Source organism: Ferrimonas sp. YFM, from assembly GCF_030296015.1.
In the GTDB taxonomy this organism is placed as follows: domain Bacteria; phylum Pseudomonadota; class Gammaproteobacteria; order Enterobacterales; family Shewanellaceae; genus Ferrimonas.
Map to the genome: position 1 here is coordinate 572,537 of NZ_AP027368.1, position 17,007 is coordinate 589,543.

The window sequence follows — 17,007 nt, forward strand, 5'->3', positions numbered from 1 at the left end:
ACGATCTCCGTTTCCATCCATGCAATCTGCAGTATGATGCCCACAGACAGTGCGTTCCCACTGAGACTGTAACTCGGGTGCCCTCATCATGAACAAGCAGATTAAATACGATGCCTATCAGATGATCCTGTTTGATGCGGTGGCATCGACGGGCAACTTCACCAAGGCCGCAGAGCGGCTTGATGTCTCTATCTCCCATGTGAGTAAACAGGTGAAGGACCTGGAGCAGAGGCTGGGAGTAAAGCTGATCAAGGTGAACTCCAGGCATCTGACCCTGACCCGTGAAGGGGCCATGTACGCCGAGTCGTGTAAACAGGTGGTCAGCATGATGAAGCAGGCCTCGGACCAGGTTGTGGATTGCCGAAATGAAGTCAGTGGCCGGGTGCGCATCGCCATGTCCCACTCCTTGGGGGCCCGATACATACAATCCATTGCTGAGCGGCTGCACAGAGACCATCCGGGTCTGACACTGGAGGTGACTCTGGGGGATTGTCGGGTGGACATGCTTGAAGATGATGTCGATCTGTGGTTTACCACCAGCAATGAGATCACCCCTGGCTACATCGCTCAAAGGTTGTGTGACATCCGCTTCCTGCTGTTGGCCTCCCGGGAGTACCTGACCCGGCACCCAGCTCCTCGTCATCCTCGCGATCTTAAGGGGCACAACTGCATTACCTATCAGAGCAAAACCCGGGATTACCACCTCTGGTCCTTTAGTCAGGCTGAGCAGCGCCATGAGGTAGAGGTGAGCGGCAACTTTGTCATCGACAGCGCCGAAGTGATTCTGGATGCGGTGGTCGCCGGTATGGGCATAGGTTACATCGCCGATTATCTGCTGCTCAAGCAGCCGGGGGCGGAGAAGCTGGTCACCCTGCTCGATGACTGGAAGGCCGATCAGACGATGCCGGTGTACGCCGTCTACCCATCACGCAATGCCCTGCCCAATAGGTTGAAGGCGGTGATCGAGGTGGTCAGGGCACACCTGAACACCTCCCCTGACTGATTTCACTTCACTCTTTCAATAATGCGTTCTGCCTCGGCGGGAAAAGCAGCTTTTCCCGCTGGATCTGTTTGCCCCCAGCTCTCACCGATACCATGACTCCATGTCTGGAGACTGCCGATACAACAGCAGCTTCCGGTTGTTTAGTTATTGTTTTTAAAAAGCTTTGTTGAGCTGGAGGCCTGGTATGACTGTGGTAAATAAGGATGAGAAGACCAAGGGGATCCGCCAATACCATATCGGTATGGTGGAGGGAGATGTGGCGGAATACGTCCTGCTCCCGGGAGACCCGTTCCGCACCGACATCATCGCCAACTACCTTGAGGACGCCAAGCTGGTGGCCCACAAGCGGGAGCACAAGACCTACACCGGATACTACAAAGGGGTGAGGGTTTCGGTGACCTCCACCGGTATGGGCTGTCCCTCTACCGCCATCGCCGCCGAGGAGCTGGCGAACATCGGTGCCAAGGTGTTTATTCGTCTGGGGAGCTGTGCGGCGCTGCAAGATGAGATCAACATTGGCGATCTTGTGGTGACCACAGGGGCGATGAAAAACGAGGGCACCTCCAAGTTCTACGTGCCCGACAACTTTCCCGCCATTGCCGATCTGGAGGTGACCGCCGGGCTGATTGAGGTGGCCAAAGAGTACTGCGCCGGTAAGGCGCCGGAGGTGCACTGGGGAATCACCTCCACCGACGACTCCTTCTATGGCGAAAGCCCGGAGTGGATTCAAAAGCTCATCGACCTTGGGCTGAAGAATATTGAGATGGAAGCCTCTGCCCTGTTTACCGTGTGTCACCGTCGTGGGCTGCGCGGGGCCACCATCTGCGCCGTGGCGGCTAACCACAAACGGGCGGAAAACTTCTGGGGCAAACGCAACATCCCTCTTGAGCAGGGAATCGAGCTGGAGACAGAGGTCGCTCTGGAGACCATCTATCGCCTGCATCAAGCCGGTCTGGCGCTGTAACCCTGGGCGGGAGAGCACTCTCCCGCTTGCTGATTCACCCTGCTTGAGGATTAGACCATGAGTGTGGAGCTACTGGGGTACCTGGGCTCAGCCCTGATCACCGTGTCGCTGTTGTCGGCCAATGTCTATTTTCTAAGAACCTTCAACTCTATCGGGTGCCTCATCATGGCGGGCTATGGCCTGGCCATCGAGGCCTATCCGGTGACCCTGATGAACGTCATCTGCGTGGTGATCAATCTGGCCCAGATGGTCAAAACCCGGCGAGCATCCAGTCGCCGGGCGGTATGAGCCTCTGAGGGGTCAGCCCCGGCCGTGGGGGCGATCCAGATCCAGCTGGGGGCCCTCGGGCACTACTTGGGTGGGGTTGATCATGGTGTGGCTGAAGTAGTAGTGGCGCTTGATGTGGTACAGGTCCACGGTGTCGGCAATGCCCGGCTGCTGGTAGAGCTCCCTCAGGTAGCCTGACAGGTTGGGGTAGTCGGCGATCCGCTGCTTGTTGCACTTGAAGTGCCCCACATACACCGCATCGAAGCGCACCAGAGTGGTAAACAGCCGCCAGTCTGCTTCTGTGAGGCTGTCGCCGGTCAGGTAGCGGTTGTCGGCCAGCCGGCTGTCCAGCTGATCCAGGGCGTCAAACAGGTTGGCATAGGCTTCACTGTAGGCCTCCTGGCTGGTGGCAAAGCCTGCCCGGTAAACCCCGTTGTTGATGGTCGGATAGATGAAGTCGTTCATCTCATCGATGACTGGCCGCAGCGATGGCGGATAGAGATCCAGGGTGTTGCCGGTAATGTCGTTGAACGCCGAGTTCAGCATGCGGATGATCTCCGACGACTCATTGCTGACGATGCGGTTTTGCTGTTTGTCCCAGAGTACGGGCACGGTCACCCGGCCTGAGTAGCTGGGGTTGTTTCTGGTGTAGACCTGATGCATGAAGTCGAAGCCGAACAGGTGGTCTCCGCTGCTGCCTCGCTCGGTGTCGAAGCTCCATCCCTGTTCCAGCATGTCCGGGCTCACCACGGAGACGCTGATGTGATCCTCCAGCCCCATGAGTTTGCGGTAGATCAGGGTGCGGTGTGCCCAGGGACAGGCCAGGGACACGTAGAGGTGGTAGCGGCCGGACTCCGCCTTGAAGCCCCCTTCACCGCTGGGACCTGGGGCGCCGTCGGCGGTGATCCAGTTTCTCAGCTGGGCTTCCTCACGCTGGAATTTGCCCTTGGTGTCTTCGGTTTCGTACCAGACGTCCTGCCAAACGCCGTCCACTAATCGTCCCATGTCAGTCTCCTATGGTGCCGAATTTGCCTGATTGATAGTCCTTCACTGCCTGACGGATCTCCGCTTCGGTGTTCATTACGAAGGGACCCATGTGGACAATCTCCTCCTTGATACGGTTGCCGGAGAAGATCAGTGCCCCACCGCCTTGTTCACTGCTGAGTTCCAACGGGGCACCAGGGTCGGCAAGCAGCAGGTGACCGGCGCCGTAGCCATTGATCTGGCCTCTATGAATATAGATAAACAGCTGCTCATGGTGGCCCCGGTCCAGATTGGCGCTGCCACCTGGGGAGAGGCGGAGATCGGCGACCGAAGCCTGCCCCGCCAGTTCCTCAATGGGTGAGATAGCCTGTTGCCCCTCCATCTCCCACTCTCCTGCCAGGGCGCGCAGTAATGCCCCCTGGCTGCCTTGAATCTCAGGAATCCCCTGGGCGACCGAATCCTGATAACGGGCAGGGCGAAGCTTGTCTTTGGCGGGCATGTTCACCCAGATCTGGAAGCCATGCATGCCCCCTGCACCGGATACCGGCATCTCGGAGTGCACCACGCCAAATCCGGTGCTCATCCACTGTACGTGTCCCGGGCCAATCACCTTGCGATTGCCCATCTGGTCTCTGTGCTCAAAGCCGCCGTCGATGATGTAGGTGAAGGTCTCTATGCCCCGGTGCGGGTGGGGAGGGAAGCCTCCCATGTAGTCCGCTTCGTTATCGGATTTGAGCTCATCAATCATCAGGAAGGGGTCCAGTATCTGACCGCTGAAGTCAGCCACCCGGGAGATGTTGACGCCATCGCCATCCTGGGTGGCAACGCTTGTGGCGAGATTAAGAATCTTCATGGTCGCTCCTAAAGAGTTTTGATGATCCAACCCTAGCAGGAGCCTTGGGGCACAACTATCGCAAAGATCTGGCCACTAGATTCTAAAAAATAGAAAGAATGCCGCTGTTGAGCCGGAGTTTGTACTGCAATGAGGGACTAAGCCGGGAGTTGAACGGCCTAATATTCGAATTTTACGAACGCCCGGCAGAGTGCCGAGCCAAAGAGATGGCAGAGTGCAGTCGTTAGCGGCAAAAATAAATCATAAATGCTGAAAATGAATTTAACATTTGCTGCCGGTGCAATCTACCACAACTCTCCTTAGGCTTACATCTGCTGAATCATATGTTCTGCCAGTGGTCGGCTGTGCAGAGGATTTCATCGGTCTACGCAGATTGGCGCGGAGTAATCCCCAAGTTTGGTGCGCCCTGGGGAAGTTGATATGGGTCACCAAATTTAAGTCATTGTTTCTCTTAACATGTCTCTGACCATTTGGATGGTTATCCCTTTGTTGGAGAAATGATGATGAAACTAACAACTAAAACTCCGCTGGCATTGATGCTGGCCTCTGCGCTGATGATGAGCGGCTGCAGTGACGGTGACGATGGCAAGGATGGTGCGCCGGGAGAACCAGGTGCCCCGGGTACGCCCGGTGAACCAGGCTTGCCTGCAGGCTCCTTTGTCGATACGGCCAACAGCCCTGCGGACCTGGTCTACACCATAGCCCCCACCGATGTGGTGATTGAACCCGGTAAACCTTTCGCGGTGAAGTTCACCGTGACCGGCAAGAATACCAAGGGTGACGACGTGCCCTTCGTGGGCCTGGATAAGATCGCCCTCTACCTGACCGAGCAGGTTGCCAACGAGTCCAATACCGGTGCGCCCTACCAGTGGATCAACCATGGTGTGGCCACCGAGTTTGGCTCCTCCCTGTATTGTTCCCCCACCGGAGCGACCACGGATCGCAGAGGCAATGAGGTTCAGGCCTGTACTCTGACCGAAGATGAAGCCAATCCTGGCAGCTACTCCCTGACCTGGGAGCACGACGGCGATGCCCCGCTGATCTGGGCTGACGCCGACATCAACAACCTGCACCGTCTGATGATCCGCTCCTACAACATCGTCGATGACCAGGGAGTGGGGCTGTCGGACAAGGTACTGACCCCGCCCATGGACTATGTCCCGGCTACCGGGGAGTTGGCCGAGTCGGAGAAAGATATCGTCAGCAGCAACGCCTGTATCCGCTGCCACGGTGAGAAGGAGGGATGGATAGAGAACATCCACGCCCATCACAACTACCAGCGGGTGGAGAACTGCGTTTCCTGCCACAACGTACAGATCAACCTGCCCGACAGTGAAAACGGTGTGGCCGACGACAATGGTGACATCAAGGGGTTCAACCCCAACTTTGCCCCCATGGTTCACCGTCTGCACGCTGGCCACCACATCGAGGATGCCCTGCTGGGTGAAGCCAAGGAGATGTTTGGTGAGATCGGCTTCCCAGCGGACATGAGTGAATGTTCTGTCTGTCACGACAATGGCGCCGGCTGGGCGGTGAACATCTACGCTGACGCCTGTCAGGCCTGTCACATCGATGTGAACTTCGAGACCGGTGAAAACCATGCAGGCATCGTTCCTCAGGACGACAGCGTCTGCGCCGGTTGCCACGGTGCCGGAGCCCTGAGCCCCATGGAAGCCCATAATGTGGGCGGCCGCATCGCGTCCGAGTCTGCCTTCGAGATTGTCCTCTCCAGCATCGCCATCGATGATGCCAGCGGCGATCTGACCCTGGTGTTCGACACCACCGCCCGTCTGGGTGACGGAGTGACCCTGACCGATGCCATCCTGCGGGACGACATCATGTTTGGTCAGATTGAAGCGGACGGCATCTTCAACCAGTCCGGCACCATCAACCTGCTGGACGGTGTGGAGTCCAACGGCAGTTACACCGTGACCGTGCCTGGCCGCACCGAACTGGTGGGCAACAGCGCCTACTTCGTGCCTGACTTTGCCATCTGCACCGACGGTGCCGACCTGATGGCCTGCGCCGACGTGGAGCTCAAGGTGTCCGCCACCATGGCGCCCACCTACTGGAACTTCGCCAATGCCGACGGCAGTGATTATGTTGCGCCCCGCATCGAGAGAGACAACGTCTCCATCGATGAGGCTACCTGTAACAACTGTCACGATAACCTGACCTGGGTGAAGCTGCCCCACAATCATGGTGCCAATCAGTTCACCACCTGCGTCAGTTGCCACAGCCCCAAGGATGGCTTCACCGGCTCTTTCCACAGCCAGGTCAGCGCCATTGGCAAAGACGCCGACGGCAATGATGTGGCCGTGGACGTGAAACCCGGAGAGTTCTACAACCGTGATCTGATGACCGTGGCCCACCGCTACCACAGTGGTGAATGGCATGTGACCGGTGCTCACGGCGTCTTCCGCCGGGTGGACGATCAGGGCGTCATCGGTGATCTCAATGGTTACCCAGATGTTCAGAGCGACTGTCAGGCCTGTCACAAGGCGGACGTGAGCCTGTTCACCGCCAATGGCACCCTGGCCTCGGGCAAGGACTCCATTGCCATCACCAAGGACTTCGGCTCCACCTATGGCTACATCTCTCCGGTCTCCGAGAGCTGCCGTAGCTGCCACGTTCACAATACCGATGCCGCCAAGGCCCACTTCGTTGCCAATGGCGCGACGCTCACCGATGAGCCCGCTGCCACTACCGCCGACGTGAGCATTGAGAGCTGCGGTGTGTGTCATGCCGAGGGTAAGACTTACGGCATAGATTCAGTGCACAGCGGTCCTGCGCACTAGCGTTTGCATTTCCCTGCAACGCACCAAGCCAAAGCGCCTTCGGGCGCTTTTTTTTGGTGCAATAAAGATCATGAATAATAAAGGAAAATAAAGTTCTGCTTAGTGTTATGAGTGACTGCATTTCCGTGACGGATCTCCGTAAAGCCCGCCAAGGGATCGCCTATATTAGCTTTTTCGGATGTCGGGGAAATCGATGAAGCGGCTCAATGATGTGAGTATCTTTTCGTTCCAGGTGTTTGTGCTTGTCTATGAGTCTCTGAACTCCATGACGGTGGCTCAGGCCCTGAATGTGCCTGCCTCGAAAGTGAGCCGAATCCTGAATCAGCTGCGTCATGCCCTGGACGATCCCCTGTTTCACCGGAAACAGTATGGTTTTGAGCCCAGTGAGATGGCCGTGCGTATCTACCCCGAGATGAAGCGGGTGCTGGAGCTGGCTGAGCAGGCCTGTTCTCTGGACCTGGATGAACACAGCCGAATCAAGAGGGAGGTGTGCATCGCCGCACCGTCCGGTCTCAGGGTGGGCCTGTCACTGTACTTGAACAAGCTGGCGGAACAGCACAACCAGAGTTGCACCTTCGTGGTTAAGCCCACGAACTACTACGTGGAGCGCGATATCCGTCAGGGGGAGATCGATCTCAGCATTTCCAACGAAGCCTCGGTGGCGGACGGGGTCAACAGCCGATTCATCACCCAGTCCAACTCGGTGTTTGTGGTGGGCTGTCAGCACCACCCCATATGGCAGGTGGATGAAGACAATATGCTGGAGGAGATCATCCGCTTCCCCTTCGTGGTCAATGGCATTCCTGCCTTTAACGACAGGATCGATCCCCTTGAGGTCTATGCCCGGGATCTGGGCCGTGAGCTTAAGATTGAGGCCAGGGTGTGCGACATTGCCGAGTTGGCCAACCAACTCCTGGACACCCAGTCACTCTCCTTTGTCGGCGGGCTGCCGGCGGTCACCTTGCTGCAGCGGATAGAGGGGATAAGGGTACAACGCCTTCCTCCCGGGCAGATGGAGTTGCTTCATGGTCGCATGGGGGCCCCTAACCATTTCCTGCTCAGCTCTTCGCGCCAGCACAGTTACCCGGAGTGGCTGATTGACGCGATTTTTGACTATGTTTCCGACTCTGTGGTGCTGCCAGATTAAATCTTGAGAGAATTGAGTTTGTTACTGGGTGAGAGTATTAACTCTATTCTGGGGGAGGATCTTTTTATGCTCCCACCGGATGATTGGGGGAGTGCATCGAGGCGCTGGTTAATTAATTAAATAATATGAAAAACTCGAATTCTGGCCGCCATCTTCCGCATCAGTGCTGGTTATTTATGTCTTGTAAGTTGTTCTAAATCCTGTTTTTAGATTTGCTTTCACCCCTTCTCATTCACGCCATTCATGCTACATTCGGCACTCTCAACGTTCGTCTTCATATGTGAAATTTTCGCATTTCTATTTGGCTGGGGTGCGGCTCGGTTGTGGGATTTCTTATTCGAAAGGCACGTCAGTTGTCCGAGAAAATTCGTTAAAGATGATAAATATGAATAGCATGTGGAAACGTTTTGCCTCAGTTGTATTGGCCTTTTCTCTGACTTCTCTGGCGTCGGCTGCAGAGCTTGACCTGCCTCAGGGGCAGGTTTTGTTGACCATCAGTGGCAAGATAGCGCGAACCAATGCAGCTGGGGAGGCTCGACTCGATCGACCGATGTTGGCTCAGCTGCCTCAAAGCAGCGTGACCACCCTGACCCCCTGGACGGAGAAGCCGCATAAATATGAAGGGGTGCTGCTGACCGATCTGCTGCACTATCTCGGAGCCTCAGGTCAGCGAATCAAAGCCCGTGCACTCAATGATTACTTTACCTACCTCGACTTATCGGAGCTGGCACACTACCCCCTGCTGCTGGCGACCCATGTGGATGGCAAACAGATGCGGGTCAGGGATAAGGGGCCCATCTGGCTGGTGCTGCCTTTGACCGATTTCCCGGAGCTGGATGAGGTGAAGTTTCATGAAAAGATGATCTGGCAACTTCGCTACCTGGAAGTGCTTGAATGAAGAGATTTAAGCTGCTGGTGCTCACCTGTGTGGTGCTGCTGTTTGCCTTCAGCTCGGTCATTAGCAGTCAGCGCCACAGTCAGATGACCAATCTGCTCTCCCTCTCCATGAAGACGGTCAGCTGGTCTGCCGCGGAGCTGGAGATGGAACTGATCAGGCTGCAGCATGCGTTTCGGCGGGTTGCCCTGTCCGATCTGCCCGCCGATGAGGCCAGGCTGAGATTTGAGATCTTCTGGAGTCGGGTTGAGGTATTGGCAGTCGGGGAGGAGGCCCGGGACTTCAGGGGCCACCCTGGGGTCGAACAACTGCTTCAGGAGCTGCGGGCATCCCTGACCCGCATGGATTCACAGGTTATGGCTCTCTCCGACGGGGATGTGAGCGCTCTGGAGCTGCTGACACAGCTGGCGCCTATGGAGGAGCAGGTGCGGCAGCTGAATGTGCGCAGCTTCTCCGGGGACAGGGCTCTGTTCAGTCTCAAGCGGGTGTTTGACCTTCAGTATGAGGCCAACATCTATCTGCTTGGGCTCCTGCTCAGTGGCGCGTTTCTGGTGATCCTGGTGATCCGTGAGAGCCGCAACAATCGTCGACAGGCGCTGCACGACAGTCTTACCAACCTGCCTAATCGCAATCTGTTTCAGAAACGCCTCGAGCTGGCAATCTCCAAAGGGAGGCGGAAACAGCACAAGGTCGCCGTTTATATGATGGACATGAACGGATTCAAGGAGATCAACGACCAACTGGGACATGCCGCCGGGGATCAGTTGTTGCGGGAGGTGGCGGCCCGACTGAAAAACTCCATTGGCAAGGGGGAGCTGGTGGCCAGGCTCGGGGGTGATGAGTTTGGCGTGCTTCAGCAGGGGGTAACGGGAAGGGATCAGGCCCTGGTGTTTGCCCGGCAGCTGGCGGCGGAGATCAACACGCCGGTGACCATTCTGGGGCAGCGGATCTCCCCCAGGCTCAGCATAGGCATCAGCCTGTTTCCTGAGGATGCCCTTCAGCCCGACAAACTGCTCAACAATGCGGACACCGCCATGTACGCCGCCAAGAACGAGGAGATGTGTTGCCGTCTGTTCGAGCAGGAGATGGAGAACAGGGCCTTGCGCAAGCGGATCCTCGCCGAGGATCTGAAGCGTGCCATTGCCCAGGACCAATTGCAGCAGTTGTATCAACCCATAGTGTCTGTAGTGGACCGGCGGGTGATCCTGGTCGAGGCACTGCTGCGCTGGCGCCACCCTGTCTATGGGGATATTTCGCCGCTGGAGGTGGTGGCCCTCGCCGAGCAGTCTGGGTTGGCGGAGTCTCTCAATTTCTGGGTGATGACCAAGGCCTGTCATCAGAATATGGCCTGGCGATGCGAGGGCCTGAATCCGCCCCAGGTGTCGGTCAATATCTCACCCATGATGTACAGCCGATATGACCTGGTGGCCATGGTGGAGCGGGTGCTGGCCGAGACCGGTCTGCCGGCGGAGCAGCTGGTGATCGAGGTGACTGAAGACACCACCATGCAGGACATTGAATCCTCGCCGCAGATTCTGTCCCGGCTCAGGGGGCTGGGAGTGGAGCTGGCACTGGATGATTTTGGTACAGGGCACTCCTCTCTAAGTCATCTGAAAAAAATGCCATTTCAGAAGCTTAAGATAGATAAGAGCTTCGTCAGAGAGCTGGAAGCATCCCCGAGAGACGTGGAGCTGATCAGAGCCATCATCCATATGGCCCATGGTCTCGGAATGCAGGTGGTGGCCGAGGGCATCGAAGAGTACAGCAGCTTCCGCCAGTTGAGCCAGCAGGGGTGTGAATATGCCCAAGGTTATCTGCTGTATAAGCCATTGCCCAGTGGTGAGATAGGGCAGATATTGAGCAGTGATGCCTCCGTTGAGCTGTTGCAGAGCTAGCGGCGAAAGGCGGAAATTCCCGCCTCTGACTGGAAATGAGAGCGATTCTGACTTATACCGGAGTAAAGGCACTAGTTTTACGGCGACCGCTTCCGTTCGTGCCTTCCCATTTCACACGTTCGGCCAGTCAGGCGGTCGCCAACCCTCTTCCCCTTGGGCTAGAATGTCTCCCCCTGACTGAAAACGCATCTCACCAATGACCCAACTGGATGAACGCTATCGGCTGCTCCGGGCCGCTGATGAAACCCATTTCCATACCTGCTTCTATTGTGGCTGTATCGCCACCGAGCATGACTTTGCGCCACCACAGGCTCATTGGGGGGCGTTCGAGCATCACCGCCAAGCGGCGGACAACCTGCAGGTTCCGGCTTGCAAGGAGTGCGTCAGCCTGTTGAAGGGCTGCACCATGGGATTGCTGCAGCAGCGCCGTGATGTGGCTCAGGCCAAGCTGGCTGCCAAGTACAAAAAGGCGATCAATGTCTATCTGCGCTGGAGCCAGGAGGAGGTGGCGGATCTCGATCGCTCGCTCAAGCACAGCATTGCCGCCGGCCTGACCCTGGGTGAGGAATCCCACCGGCGGGCAAATTATCCGGGGTTTACCTATGAGGTGGACGGCAGTCGCGTGACTGTGGAGCAGGCGGTCAGCCAGCCTGTGGTGGTGTTTGGTCAGCGCTTCGAGGGGATTAAGGCCGCTCTGGAGCACTCTGCCAAGGCGTATGGCATCAGCCAGGGCAAGCTGGCGCAGGGGTTGGAGCAGCACAACGATAACCTGGAGGCGGTGATCCTCTCTGTGCAACAGCAGCAACAGAAACAGCTGGAGACGCGCCAGATGAACCGCCTCTGTGGCGAGTTTGCCAAGAGCCATAACCAGTCCCGGCGCTATGTGGTCAATGCGGTGCAGCGTTATCTGGACCGGGACGACAGGCTGACGGTGGCTGAGGCCCTGGAGAAGCTCTATGAGGAGCGGGTCCGTCACTTTAGCTGACCCTCTCTTCACACAAGTGTATTGTTTTATTTACTTTCAAACATACTGTCATCGTATGTAAGGGAATTTATTTTTCCGCCCCTGATCCAAAATTATATTTCTTAGCTGTTTTATTCTTCGCGCAAATTAGTTTCTTGGCAGTTATTTGCCAAGTCACATATGCACTCATCCTTATCTTGTTAAGTTAATTCATTGTTTGTCTCTGGTGATCAATTTGATTTGGTTTGAGCATGAATTAACTTTTGGTTGTTGAAGGGTAAATATGCAATCGAATGACAAAGTGAGCTTTGTCAGGGAGCTCTATTCTCTGGCCAACGACATTCACGGCGATCAGGGCGCCCTGCGCCGTCTGTTCCGTACAACCTCATTTATGACCTGGGGCTTCATGCACTCCAAAGGAATAAGGCAACTCTCCTCGCTGCTGAGGTGTGAGGCGCTGACTCCGGTGATTCGGCTCAATCCCAAGGTGATTCAGAAGCCCTTTAAACCCTATGTTTGCCGCAGCTGGAATAAAAGGCGAAGGATGGCCGAGGTGGCCAGCCACTTCCAGCTTCTTTCTCAACTTTTCCCAAACACCATTGATCAGGTTTATACCTATAAAAAGGTTAAGCTCCTCCAGATCAATGATGAGGATGGAAATACTTATAACCTCTATATTGAGCAGGGGCACAATAAAGAGGGAAGTCTGGGTATTGCCTTAAGGGATGCCAATGATATTGGCGTATTCTCCTCTACGTTCAGTCTGTCATCACGGCAGAACGGCAGCTTGTATGTGGGTGCCGTGCAGGGACCGTCGAGTAAGGTTGAGGGCAGGGAGAAAGTGATTCGCTCCCTGACCAAGGCGATGCATGGCCTCCGCCCCAAGGCGCTGATCGTCGAGCTGCTGCTGATGCTGGCCCGGGAGTTTCAGCTTGCCAATGTCTACGGGGTCTCCAACCGCGGTCACATCTATCAGAGTCTTAGGTACCTGGGGCGTAAAAAGCGCGGCAAGGTGAGTTTCGATTACGACACCCTTTGGCTGGAGCATGGCGCCGAGCCGGTGGACCCCTATCTTTATGCCCTGCCGTTGACCCTGCCTCGTAAGGAGGTGGCGGAGCTCAAACGCAGTAAGCGCCGGCTCTATACTAAACGTTACCAATGGCTGGATGAGCTTGAAACCGAGTTTCGCAGCAACCTCAAGGCACTGATGGTGCATTGATGGCGCGGCGGCAGGAGAAGGAGGCCCAGGCCTCCTTTTTCATTCAAGGGACTATGGACAGCATTCGCAGGTGGCGAAGAGGCCATGTCCCTTAACCCCTCCGGTCCATTTTCCTGGGGTGCAGACTGCATTGCACATGGTGATGGAGCCTCCATCCACGGGTACGTTGCCTTTGTAATTTGGCTTGGGACAGATAGGCGATGGGGGGGCATCGATATCCTTGACGATGTCGTCAAAGATGTGGCTCATGAAAGCCGAAGGTGAGGTGTTGCTTTTTGTGCCACTGTAATTGTGGCACTCAAAGCAGTTCATCGTTCCTTTACCCCAAGGGGCGTCTCGTTGGAACTGCGTTTCCATCACGGTATTGGCCAACTGCAAAGAACCACGTTGATTATCCGGGGTGGAGTCTTTCTCGACATCGGATACCCAAAGTGCTCCCACGACAAAGTAGTTTTTCCAAACTTGCAGTGACTCTGGTGTGCCTTGTTGGGCAAAGATGGAGTCTTCTCCGCCAATGTAGCTGTTGAGTTTATTCACAAGCTGGGTATTGAGACTGTAATCGCGATCATCTGGCTTGCTGGCATGAGCATATCCCTGACAGATTTCGGTACGCAGACCTGTCTTGGTCAGGCCGGCGGCTTTGACGGTCTGGTTAAACTGACAATCTGAAGGCGTCTGAGCACAGGAGGCACTGGTAAAAGACCAGGGCCCTCCGGTTACTGTTGGGCCCAAGTCATCGCACAAGGGGTTGTTGTCTTGATGCTCTAATGTCACCCACACCATTTCGGGATGATTATCAGCGCTGATGGCCAGATGAAGTCCCACCAGCCCCAGGGTCAGAGTCTGGGTTCGTTCAACACTGTTTTCTGCGATTACCGCCTGCATCACATAGTAGTTTCCGCTGTTGGCTTCATCGTCACCGAGAATACGCCAGGCGGTCTTCATCTCCAGTGTGCCCCCGGGAAAGTTGGGCTGACTCTGTATCTTCGTTACATCACAGAGGTTTTGGCTGAAACGGATCTCATACAGAACAATATTGCCGTTCTGGTCATAGATCGCGTCTGCGAATGCCTGGTCAATGCGCTCTGGCAGGACGAAGGGAGAGCTGTCCTTCATCGACTTCATTGAGCGGACCATTAGGGCGTTGGCCGGGTAGCTATCGTCGCAGGAGTTCGTGCCTCGGGTTTCAAGTAAAGGGAAGAGTGACTGATCCTGCCAGCGTGGTTCATCGAACTTGTCCTGACTCACAGGGGACACCAGGTATCTCATCCAATCCCAGGAGAACTGGTAAAACTCGCAGAATTCCGGCTCTCCTGTCGTAGGGTTATTGGCGACAACAAGAGGTGGGTATCCTTGAGTCGGAGATTGATTCCACCATTGCCCCTGAACTTGGAAGTTACACTCTTTGACTTGCAGGTTGTCCGGATAATCGCTGTCGGCCAATGCGCTCCATGAGGCCAAAACTGCGATACACAGCAGATAGATTCTATTCATTGCTCTAATCCTTTAAAGCGAAGGAAGGTGCAGTGATCTCGATGTTTTCTAATGAGTTGCACTTTTCAGATTAGGATTTGATCTGAAATAAAGCTTCAGAGGAGCAGGCGTTGGCTTGTAGGCAAAGTTATATGGCGTGAAGGGGAGTAAGACCGGAGTGCCTGTAAGTCTTGAAAAGAATCGGGGCTCAATAAGCCCCGACTTCATCTAGCGTTCAGTGTTTAGAATGAACCTAAGTCCACCGCATACGGCGGCCACCTGAGCCTGATTACACTCCTGCGGGGTGGCTGTGGGGCTGTCTGGATAGACTTCGGTGGTGGTGACGTAACGGGCGTCACTGAGGCCGGCGCACAGCCCCAGTTCCTTGGTGGGGTAGTTGATGACACCTTCCTGCTGCAGCGGCGCGCCGATGATATTGCCTTGATCGTCTGGGGGCGCAATGTGGGTCACCTGACGGACAGCGTCGATCATCGCTTTTTGAAATTCAGGCTGAGGCTGATCGCTGTCCCCCACCAAATAGAAGCCGTCGGGAATGACTCCGGGCTCAAAGGGCTTGCCGTCACGGGCGGCGAGGGCGGGGCGGAACTCCTCCTCATCGCTGTCGGTGGTTTCATGAAGGTCAAAGTGTGCCAGGGGGACGGTGCCCACGGAACTGACCAGCGCCATCAGGGCGGCCGCTTCCTCTGAGGGACTGTCCGGATAGAAGGAGCGGTTGGGATCCACAGCCTGAGGGTTCCAGCGGTTGATCACCTCATAACCCCAGGGGCTGACGCAGGGGGCAATCAGGAAGTTGAACTGCCCCTCGAAGCTGGCGGCCTGGGTGTTTGCAAAGGCGAGGGCGCCGTGGACGCCGGAGGTTTCGTAACCATGGACACCGCCGGTGACCAGTACCACAGGCTTGCCGTCCTTCCAGTTACGGCTTTTCAGGGCGAGCAGCGGATAGCGCGCCGGGTCAAGGCTGAGGGCGCCGTATTGCACCAGTTCGAACTTCTGCTGCAGCAAAGTGATCTTGCTGACCACCTCCTCCTGATAGCTGCGTTTGCGGCTGATGTTCGCCAGCCACTGTTCTTTATGGGCCTGGGTCCAGGGTTGGCCTGGGGTGCCTATGGGGTAGAAGGGGGTAAGACTCATGTTGCTCCCTGTCTCGGGTTCCTTTGAAGGCTCCAGTATAGAGACAGAGAGGCAACCGGGGTAGCCCATCCCTACAGGGGGGCTCCGTTGATGGCGGACAGGGGCGCGTTTACGGAAAACAGTTTTCCGTTTACCGGGCCTATGCCCCATTGGGTCAACCTGGCGGTGTGCATCTCCAGATAGGCCCGGGCACTGGCTTCATCCTCAAACAGATAGATGCCACCGGCCTCACCGCTTTCCGGGTTCTCTGTCCAGATCTTCCATACCATTCCCGGCTCCTGATTGATCGATTCGGCCAGCTCTTTCATCTGTTCGCTCATGGCCTGTCCCATGGGGCCCTGATAGGGGAAGTCGACTTGCAACATGGTTTTCATAAGGGGTCTCCTCTTGGTGAGACTCCATATTATTGGTCTAAAAAATCATGATAAAGTGCAAAATATAGAGCCAATGTGTAGAAGATATAGACCATGAAGCTGAAAACGACGCTGGAGCAATGGCTGACCCTGATAGAGGTGGAGCAGGCAGGCAGCATACAGGGGGCGGCTCAGGCATTGAACAAGAGCCACACGACCCTTATCTATGCCCTGCGCAAGCTGGAACAGCAGCTGGGCATGGAGCTGATCCGGGTGGAGCAGCGACGTTCTGTGTTGACCGATCAGGCCAGATCCTTGTTGAGGCGGGCGGTGCCTATGGTGGAGCAGGCCAGGACCCTGGAAGCGGTCAGCAGGCAAATGGCCCAGGGGGTGGAGTCGGAGATCACCCTGACGGTGGATCATCTCTGTAGTCGTCAGTGGTTGATGGAGCCGTTGTCGCGGTTTTTCGAGGCGTTTAGAGGAACGTCGGTACAGATACGTGAAACCTCTCTGTCAGCTACCGAACGGGCAGTGACCCAGCGTCAGGCGGATGTGGCCATCATCACCCTGCCCATAGAGAACCATCTGAGTGACCCCTTTGCCGTGGTGACCATGGTGCCGGTGGTGGCGCACAGCCATCCCCTGGCGCAGCAGAGTTCGGTGACCGTGGAGGAGTTGATCAGCCACACCCAGATCGTGGTTCGAGATCTGGGGCAGGGGGATCCCAGTGAACACCAGGATGTGGGGTGGCTGCGCTCGCAGCTCAGGGTGACGGTGGACAACTTCGATCATGCCTGGGATGCGGTCAGAGCCGGAATCGGTTTCTGCAGAATGCCGGCCCATCGGCTGCCTCAGGGGAAGCCATCTGAGGTGGTGCCGCTGACTCTGGAGGGAGGCGGCAGCTATCAGGTGCCCCTGAACCTTTGCTTGCCTAAAGGCGAGCAGACCGGGGTTGCGGCGCGGGCGCTGTACGCCATGTTGCTGGAACAGGCTCAGCAGCCATCCTTTGAGGGTAAGTATTTCTGACGCTCAGCGACGAG

The 17,007-nt window shown here is 56.2% G+C and carries 15 protein-coding genes; 10 read left to right on the forward strand and 5 right to left on the reverse strand.

Translation table 11 applies throughout. The features are described 5' to 3' along the window. The first annotated feature begins 88 nt into the window (after positions 1–88). The 3 genes from QUE41_RS02725 (at position 89) to QUE41_RS02735 (ending at position 2,255) form a co-directional block, all read left to right on the forward strand. Positions 89–1,003, forward strand: coding sequence for a LysR family transcriptional regulator (locus QUE41_RS02725; protein WP_286341424.1), 915 nt, complete (start codon positions 89–91; stop codon positions 1,001–1,003). 184 nt (positions 1,004–1,187) lie between these two features. Further along, positions 1,188–1,967, forward strand: coding sequence for a nucleoside phosphorylase (locus QUE41_RS02730; RefSeq protein WP_286341425.1), 780 nt, complete (start codon positions 1,188–1,190; stop codon positions 1,965–1,967). Positions 1,968–2,024: 57 nt separating this feature from the next. Beyond that, the gene (locus QUE41_RS02735) at positions 2,025–2,255 is read left to right on the forward strand and encodes a uroporphyrinogen decarboxylase (RefSeq protein WP_286341426.1); all 231 of its coding nucleotides are present in this window, start codon (positions 2,025–2,027) and stop codon (positions 2,253–2,255) included. A gap of 12 nt (positions 2,256–2,267) precedes the next feature. Here the strand turns inward: QUE41_RS02735 and QUE41_RS02740 are convergent, their stop codons facing one another. Together QUE41_RS02740 and QUE41_RS02745 are read right to left on the reverse strand one after the other, a co-directional pair. After that, the gene (locus QUE41_RS02740; RefSeq protein ID WP_286341427.1) at positions 2,268–3,239 is read right to left on the reverse strand and encodes a glutathione S-transferase family protein; all 972 of its coding nucleotides are present in this window, start codon (positions 3,237–3,239) and stop codon (positions 2,268–2,270) included. A gap of 1 nt (position 3,240) precedes the next feature. Next, positions 3,241–4,071, reverse strand: coding sequence for a pirin family protein (locus tag QUE41_RS02745; protein ID WP_286341428.1), 831 nt, complete (start codon positions 4,069–4,071; stop codon positions 3,241–3,243). Positions 4,072–4,574: 503 nt separating this feature from the next. Here QUE41_RS02745 and QUE41_RS02750 point away from each other — a divergent pair. The 6 genes from QUE41_RS02750 to QUE41_RS02775 all read left to right on the forward strand — a co-directional run bounded on the left by QUE41_RS02750 (position 4,575) and on the right by QUE41_RS02775 (position 12,989). After that, on the forward strand, positions 4,575–6,869 hold the full coding sequence (locus QUE41_RS02750) for an OmcA/MtrC family decaheme c-type cytochrome (RefSeq protein WP_286341429.1): 2,295 nt from the start codon (positions 4,575–4,577) through the stop codon (positions 6,867–6,869). Positions 6,870–7,080: 211 nt separating this feature from the next. Beyond that, entirely contained in the window at positions 7,081–8,016 is a 936-nt protein-coding gene (locus tag QUE41_RS02755; protein ID WP_286341430.1) for a LysR family transcriptional regulator, read from the forward strand. Between the two features lie 385 nt (positions 8,017–8,401). Further along, the gene (locus QUE41_RS02760; RefSeq protein WP_286341431.1) at positions 8,402–8,914 is read left to right on the forward strand and encodes a putative pterin-binding protein; all 513 of its coding nucleotides are present in this window, start codon (positions 8,402–8,404) and stop codon (positions 8,912–8,914) included. After that, positions 8,911–10,806, forward strand: a complete 1,896-nt coding sequence (locus QUE41_RS02765; RefSeq protein WP_286341432.1) for a putative bifunctional diguanylate cyclase/phosphodiesterase — start codon at positions 8,911–8,913, stop codon at positions 10,804–10,806. Before QUE41_RS02760 ends, QUE41_RS02765 begins: the two co-directional genes overlap by 4 nt. A 196-nt stretch (positions 10,807–11,002) precedes the next feature. Beyond that, positions 11,003–11,791, forward strand: a complete 789-nt coding sequence (locus QUE41_RS02770) for a hypothetical protein (protein WP_286341433.1) — start codon at positions 11,003–11,005, stop codon at positions 11,789–11,791. A 262-nt stretch (positions 11,792–12,053) separates the two neighbouring features. Then, the gene (locus QUE41_RS02775; protein ID WP_286341434.1) at positions 12,054–12,989 is read left to right on the forward strand and encodes a VirK/YbjX family protein; all 936 of its coding nucleotides are present in this window, start codon (positions 12,054–12,056) and stop codon (positions 12,987–12,989) included. A gap of 51 nt (positions 12,990–13,040) precedes the next feature. On the opposite strand, the gene QUE41_RS02780 is transcribed toward QUE41_RS02775, so the two are convergent. The 3 genes from QUE41_RS02780 to QUE41_RS02790 form a co-directional block, all read right to left on the reverse strand. Continuing rightward, positions 13,041–14,483 carry a hypothetical protein gene (locus QUE41_RS02780; RefSeq protein WP_286341435.1) on the reverse strand — a complete coding sequence of 481 codons (1,443 nt, stop codon included), beginning with the start codon at positions 14,481–14,483 and terminating at the stop codon, positions 13,041–13,043. 207 nt (positions 14,484–14,690) lie between these two features. Next, positions 14,691–15,614, reverse strand: a complete 924-nt coding sequence (locus tag QUE41_RS02785) for a M14 family metallopeptidase (RefSeq protein WP_286341436.1) — start codon at positions 15,612–15,614, stop codon at positions 14,691–14,693. Positions 15,615–15,685: 71 nt separating this feature from the next. Continuing rightward, on the reverse strand, positions 15,686–15,988 hold the full coding sequence (locus QUE41_RS02790; protein ID WP_286341437.1) for a monooxygenase: 303 nt from the start codon (positions 15,986–15,988) through the stop codon (positions 15,686–15,688). Between the two features lie 93 nt (positions 15,989–16,081). Here QUE41_RS02790 and QUE41_RS02795 point away from each other — a divergent pair, with 93 nt between their 5' ends. Next, positions 16,082–16,993, forward strand: a complete 912-nt coding sequence (locus tag QUE41_RS02795; protein WP_286341438.1) for a LysR family transcriptional regulator — start codon at positions 16,082–16,084, stop codon at positions 16,991–16,993. Positions 16,994–17,007 lie beyond the last annotated feature (14 nt).

Coding starts and splice junctions, on each gene's coding strand:
- QUE41_RS02725 (WP_286341424.1), top strand. CDS start 89: ATGAACAAGCAGATTAAATACGATGCCTATCAGATGATCCTGTTTGAT.
- QUE41_RS02730 (WP_286341425.1), top strand. CDS start 1,188: ATGACTGTGGTAAATAAGGATGAGAAGACCAAGGGGATCCGCCAATAC.
- QUE41_RS02735 (WP_286341426.1), top strand. CDS start 2,025: ATGAGTGTGGAGCTACTGGGGTACCTGGGCTCAGCCCTGATCACCGTG.
- QUE41_RS02740 (WP_286341427.1), bottom strand. CDS start 3,239: ATGGGACGATTAGTGGACGGCGTTTGGCAGGACGTCTGGTACGAAACC.
- QUE41_RS02745 (WP_286341428.1), bottom strand. CDS start 4,071: ATGAAGATTCTTAATCTCGCCACAAGCGTTGCCACCCAGGATGGCGAT.
- QUE41_RS02750 (WP_286341429.1), top strand. CDS start 4,575: ATGAAACTAACAACTAAAACTCCGCTGGCATTGATGCTGGCCTCTGCG.
- QUE41_RS02760 (WP_286341431.1), top strand. CDS start 8,402: ATGAATAGCATGTGGAAACGTTTTGCCTCAGTTGTATTGGCCTTTTCT.
- QUE41_RS02765 (WP_286341432.1), top strand. CDS start 8,911: ATGAAGAGATTTAAGCTGCTGGTGCTCACCTGTGTGGTGCTGCTGTTT.
- QUE41_RS02770 (WP_286341433.1), top strand. CDS start 11,003: ATGACCCAACTGGATGAACGCTATCGGCTGCTCCGGGCCGCTGATGAA.
- QUE41_RS02775 (WP_286341434.1), top strand. CDS start 12,054: ATGCAATCGAATGACAAAGTGAGCTTTGTCAGGGAGCTCTATTCTCTG.
- QUE41_RS02780 (WP_286341435.1), bottom strand. CDS start 14,483: ATGAATAGAATCTATCTGCTGTGTATCGCAGTTTTGGCCTCATGGAGC.
- QUE41_RS02785 (WP_286341436.1), bottom strand. CDS start 15,614: ATGAGTCTTACCCCCTTCTACCCCATAGGCACCCCAGGCCAACCCTGG.
- QUE41_RS02790 (WP_286341437.1), bottom strand. CDS start 15,988: ATGAAAACCATGTTGCAAGTCGACTTCCCCTATCAGGGCCCCATGGGA.
- QUE41_RS02795 (WP_286341438.1), top strand. CDS start 16,082: ATGAAGCTGAAAACGACGCTGGAGCAATGGCTGACCCTGATAGAGGTG.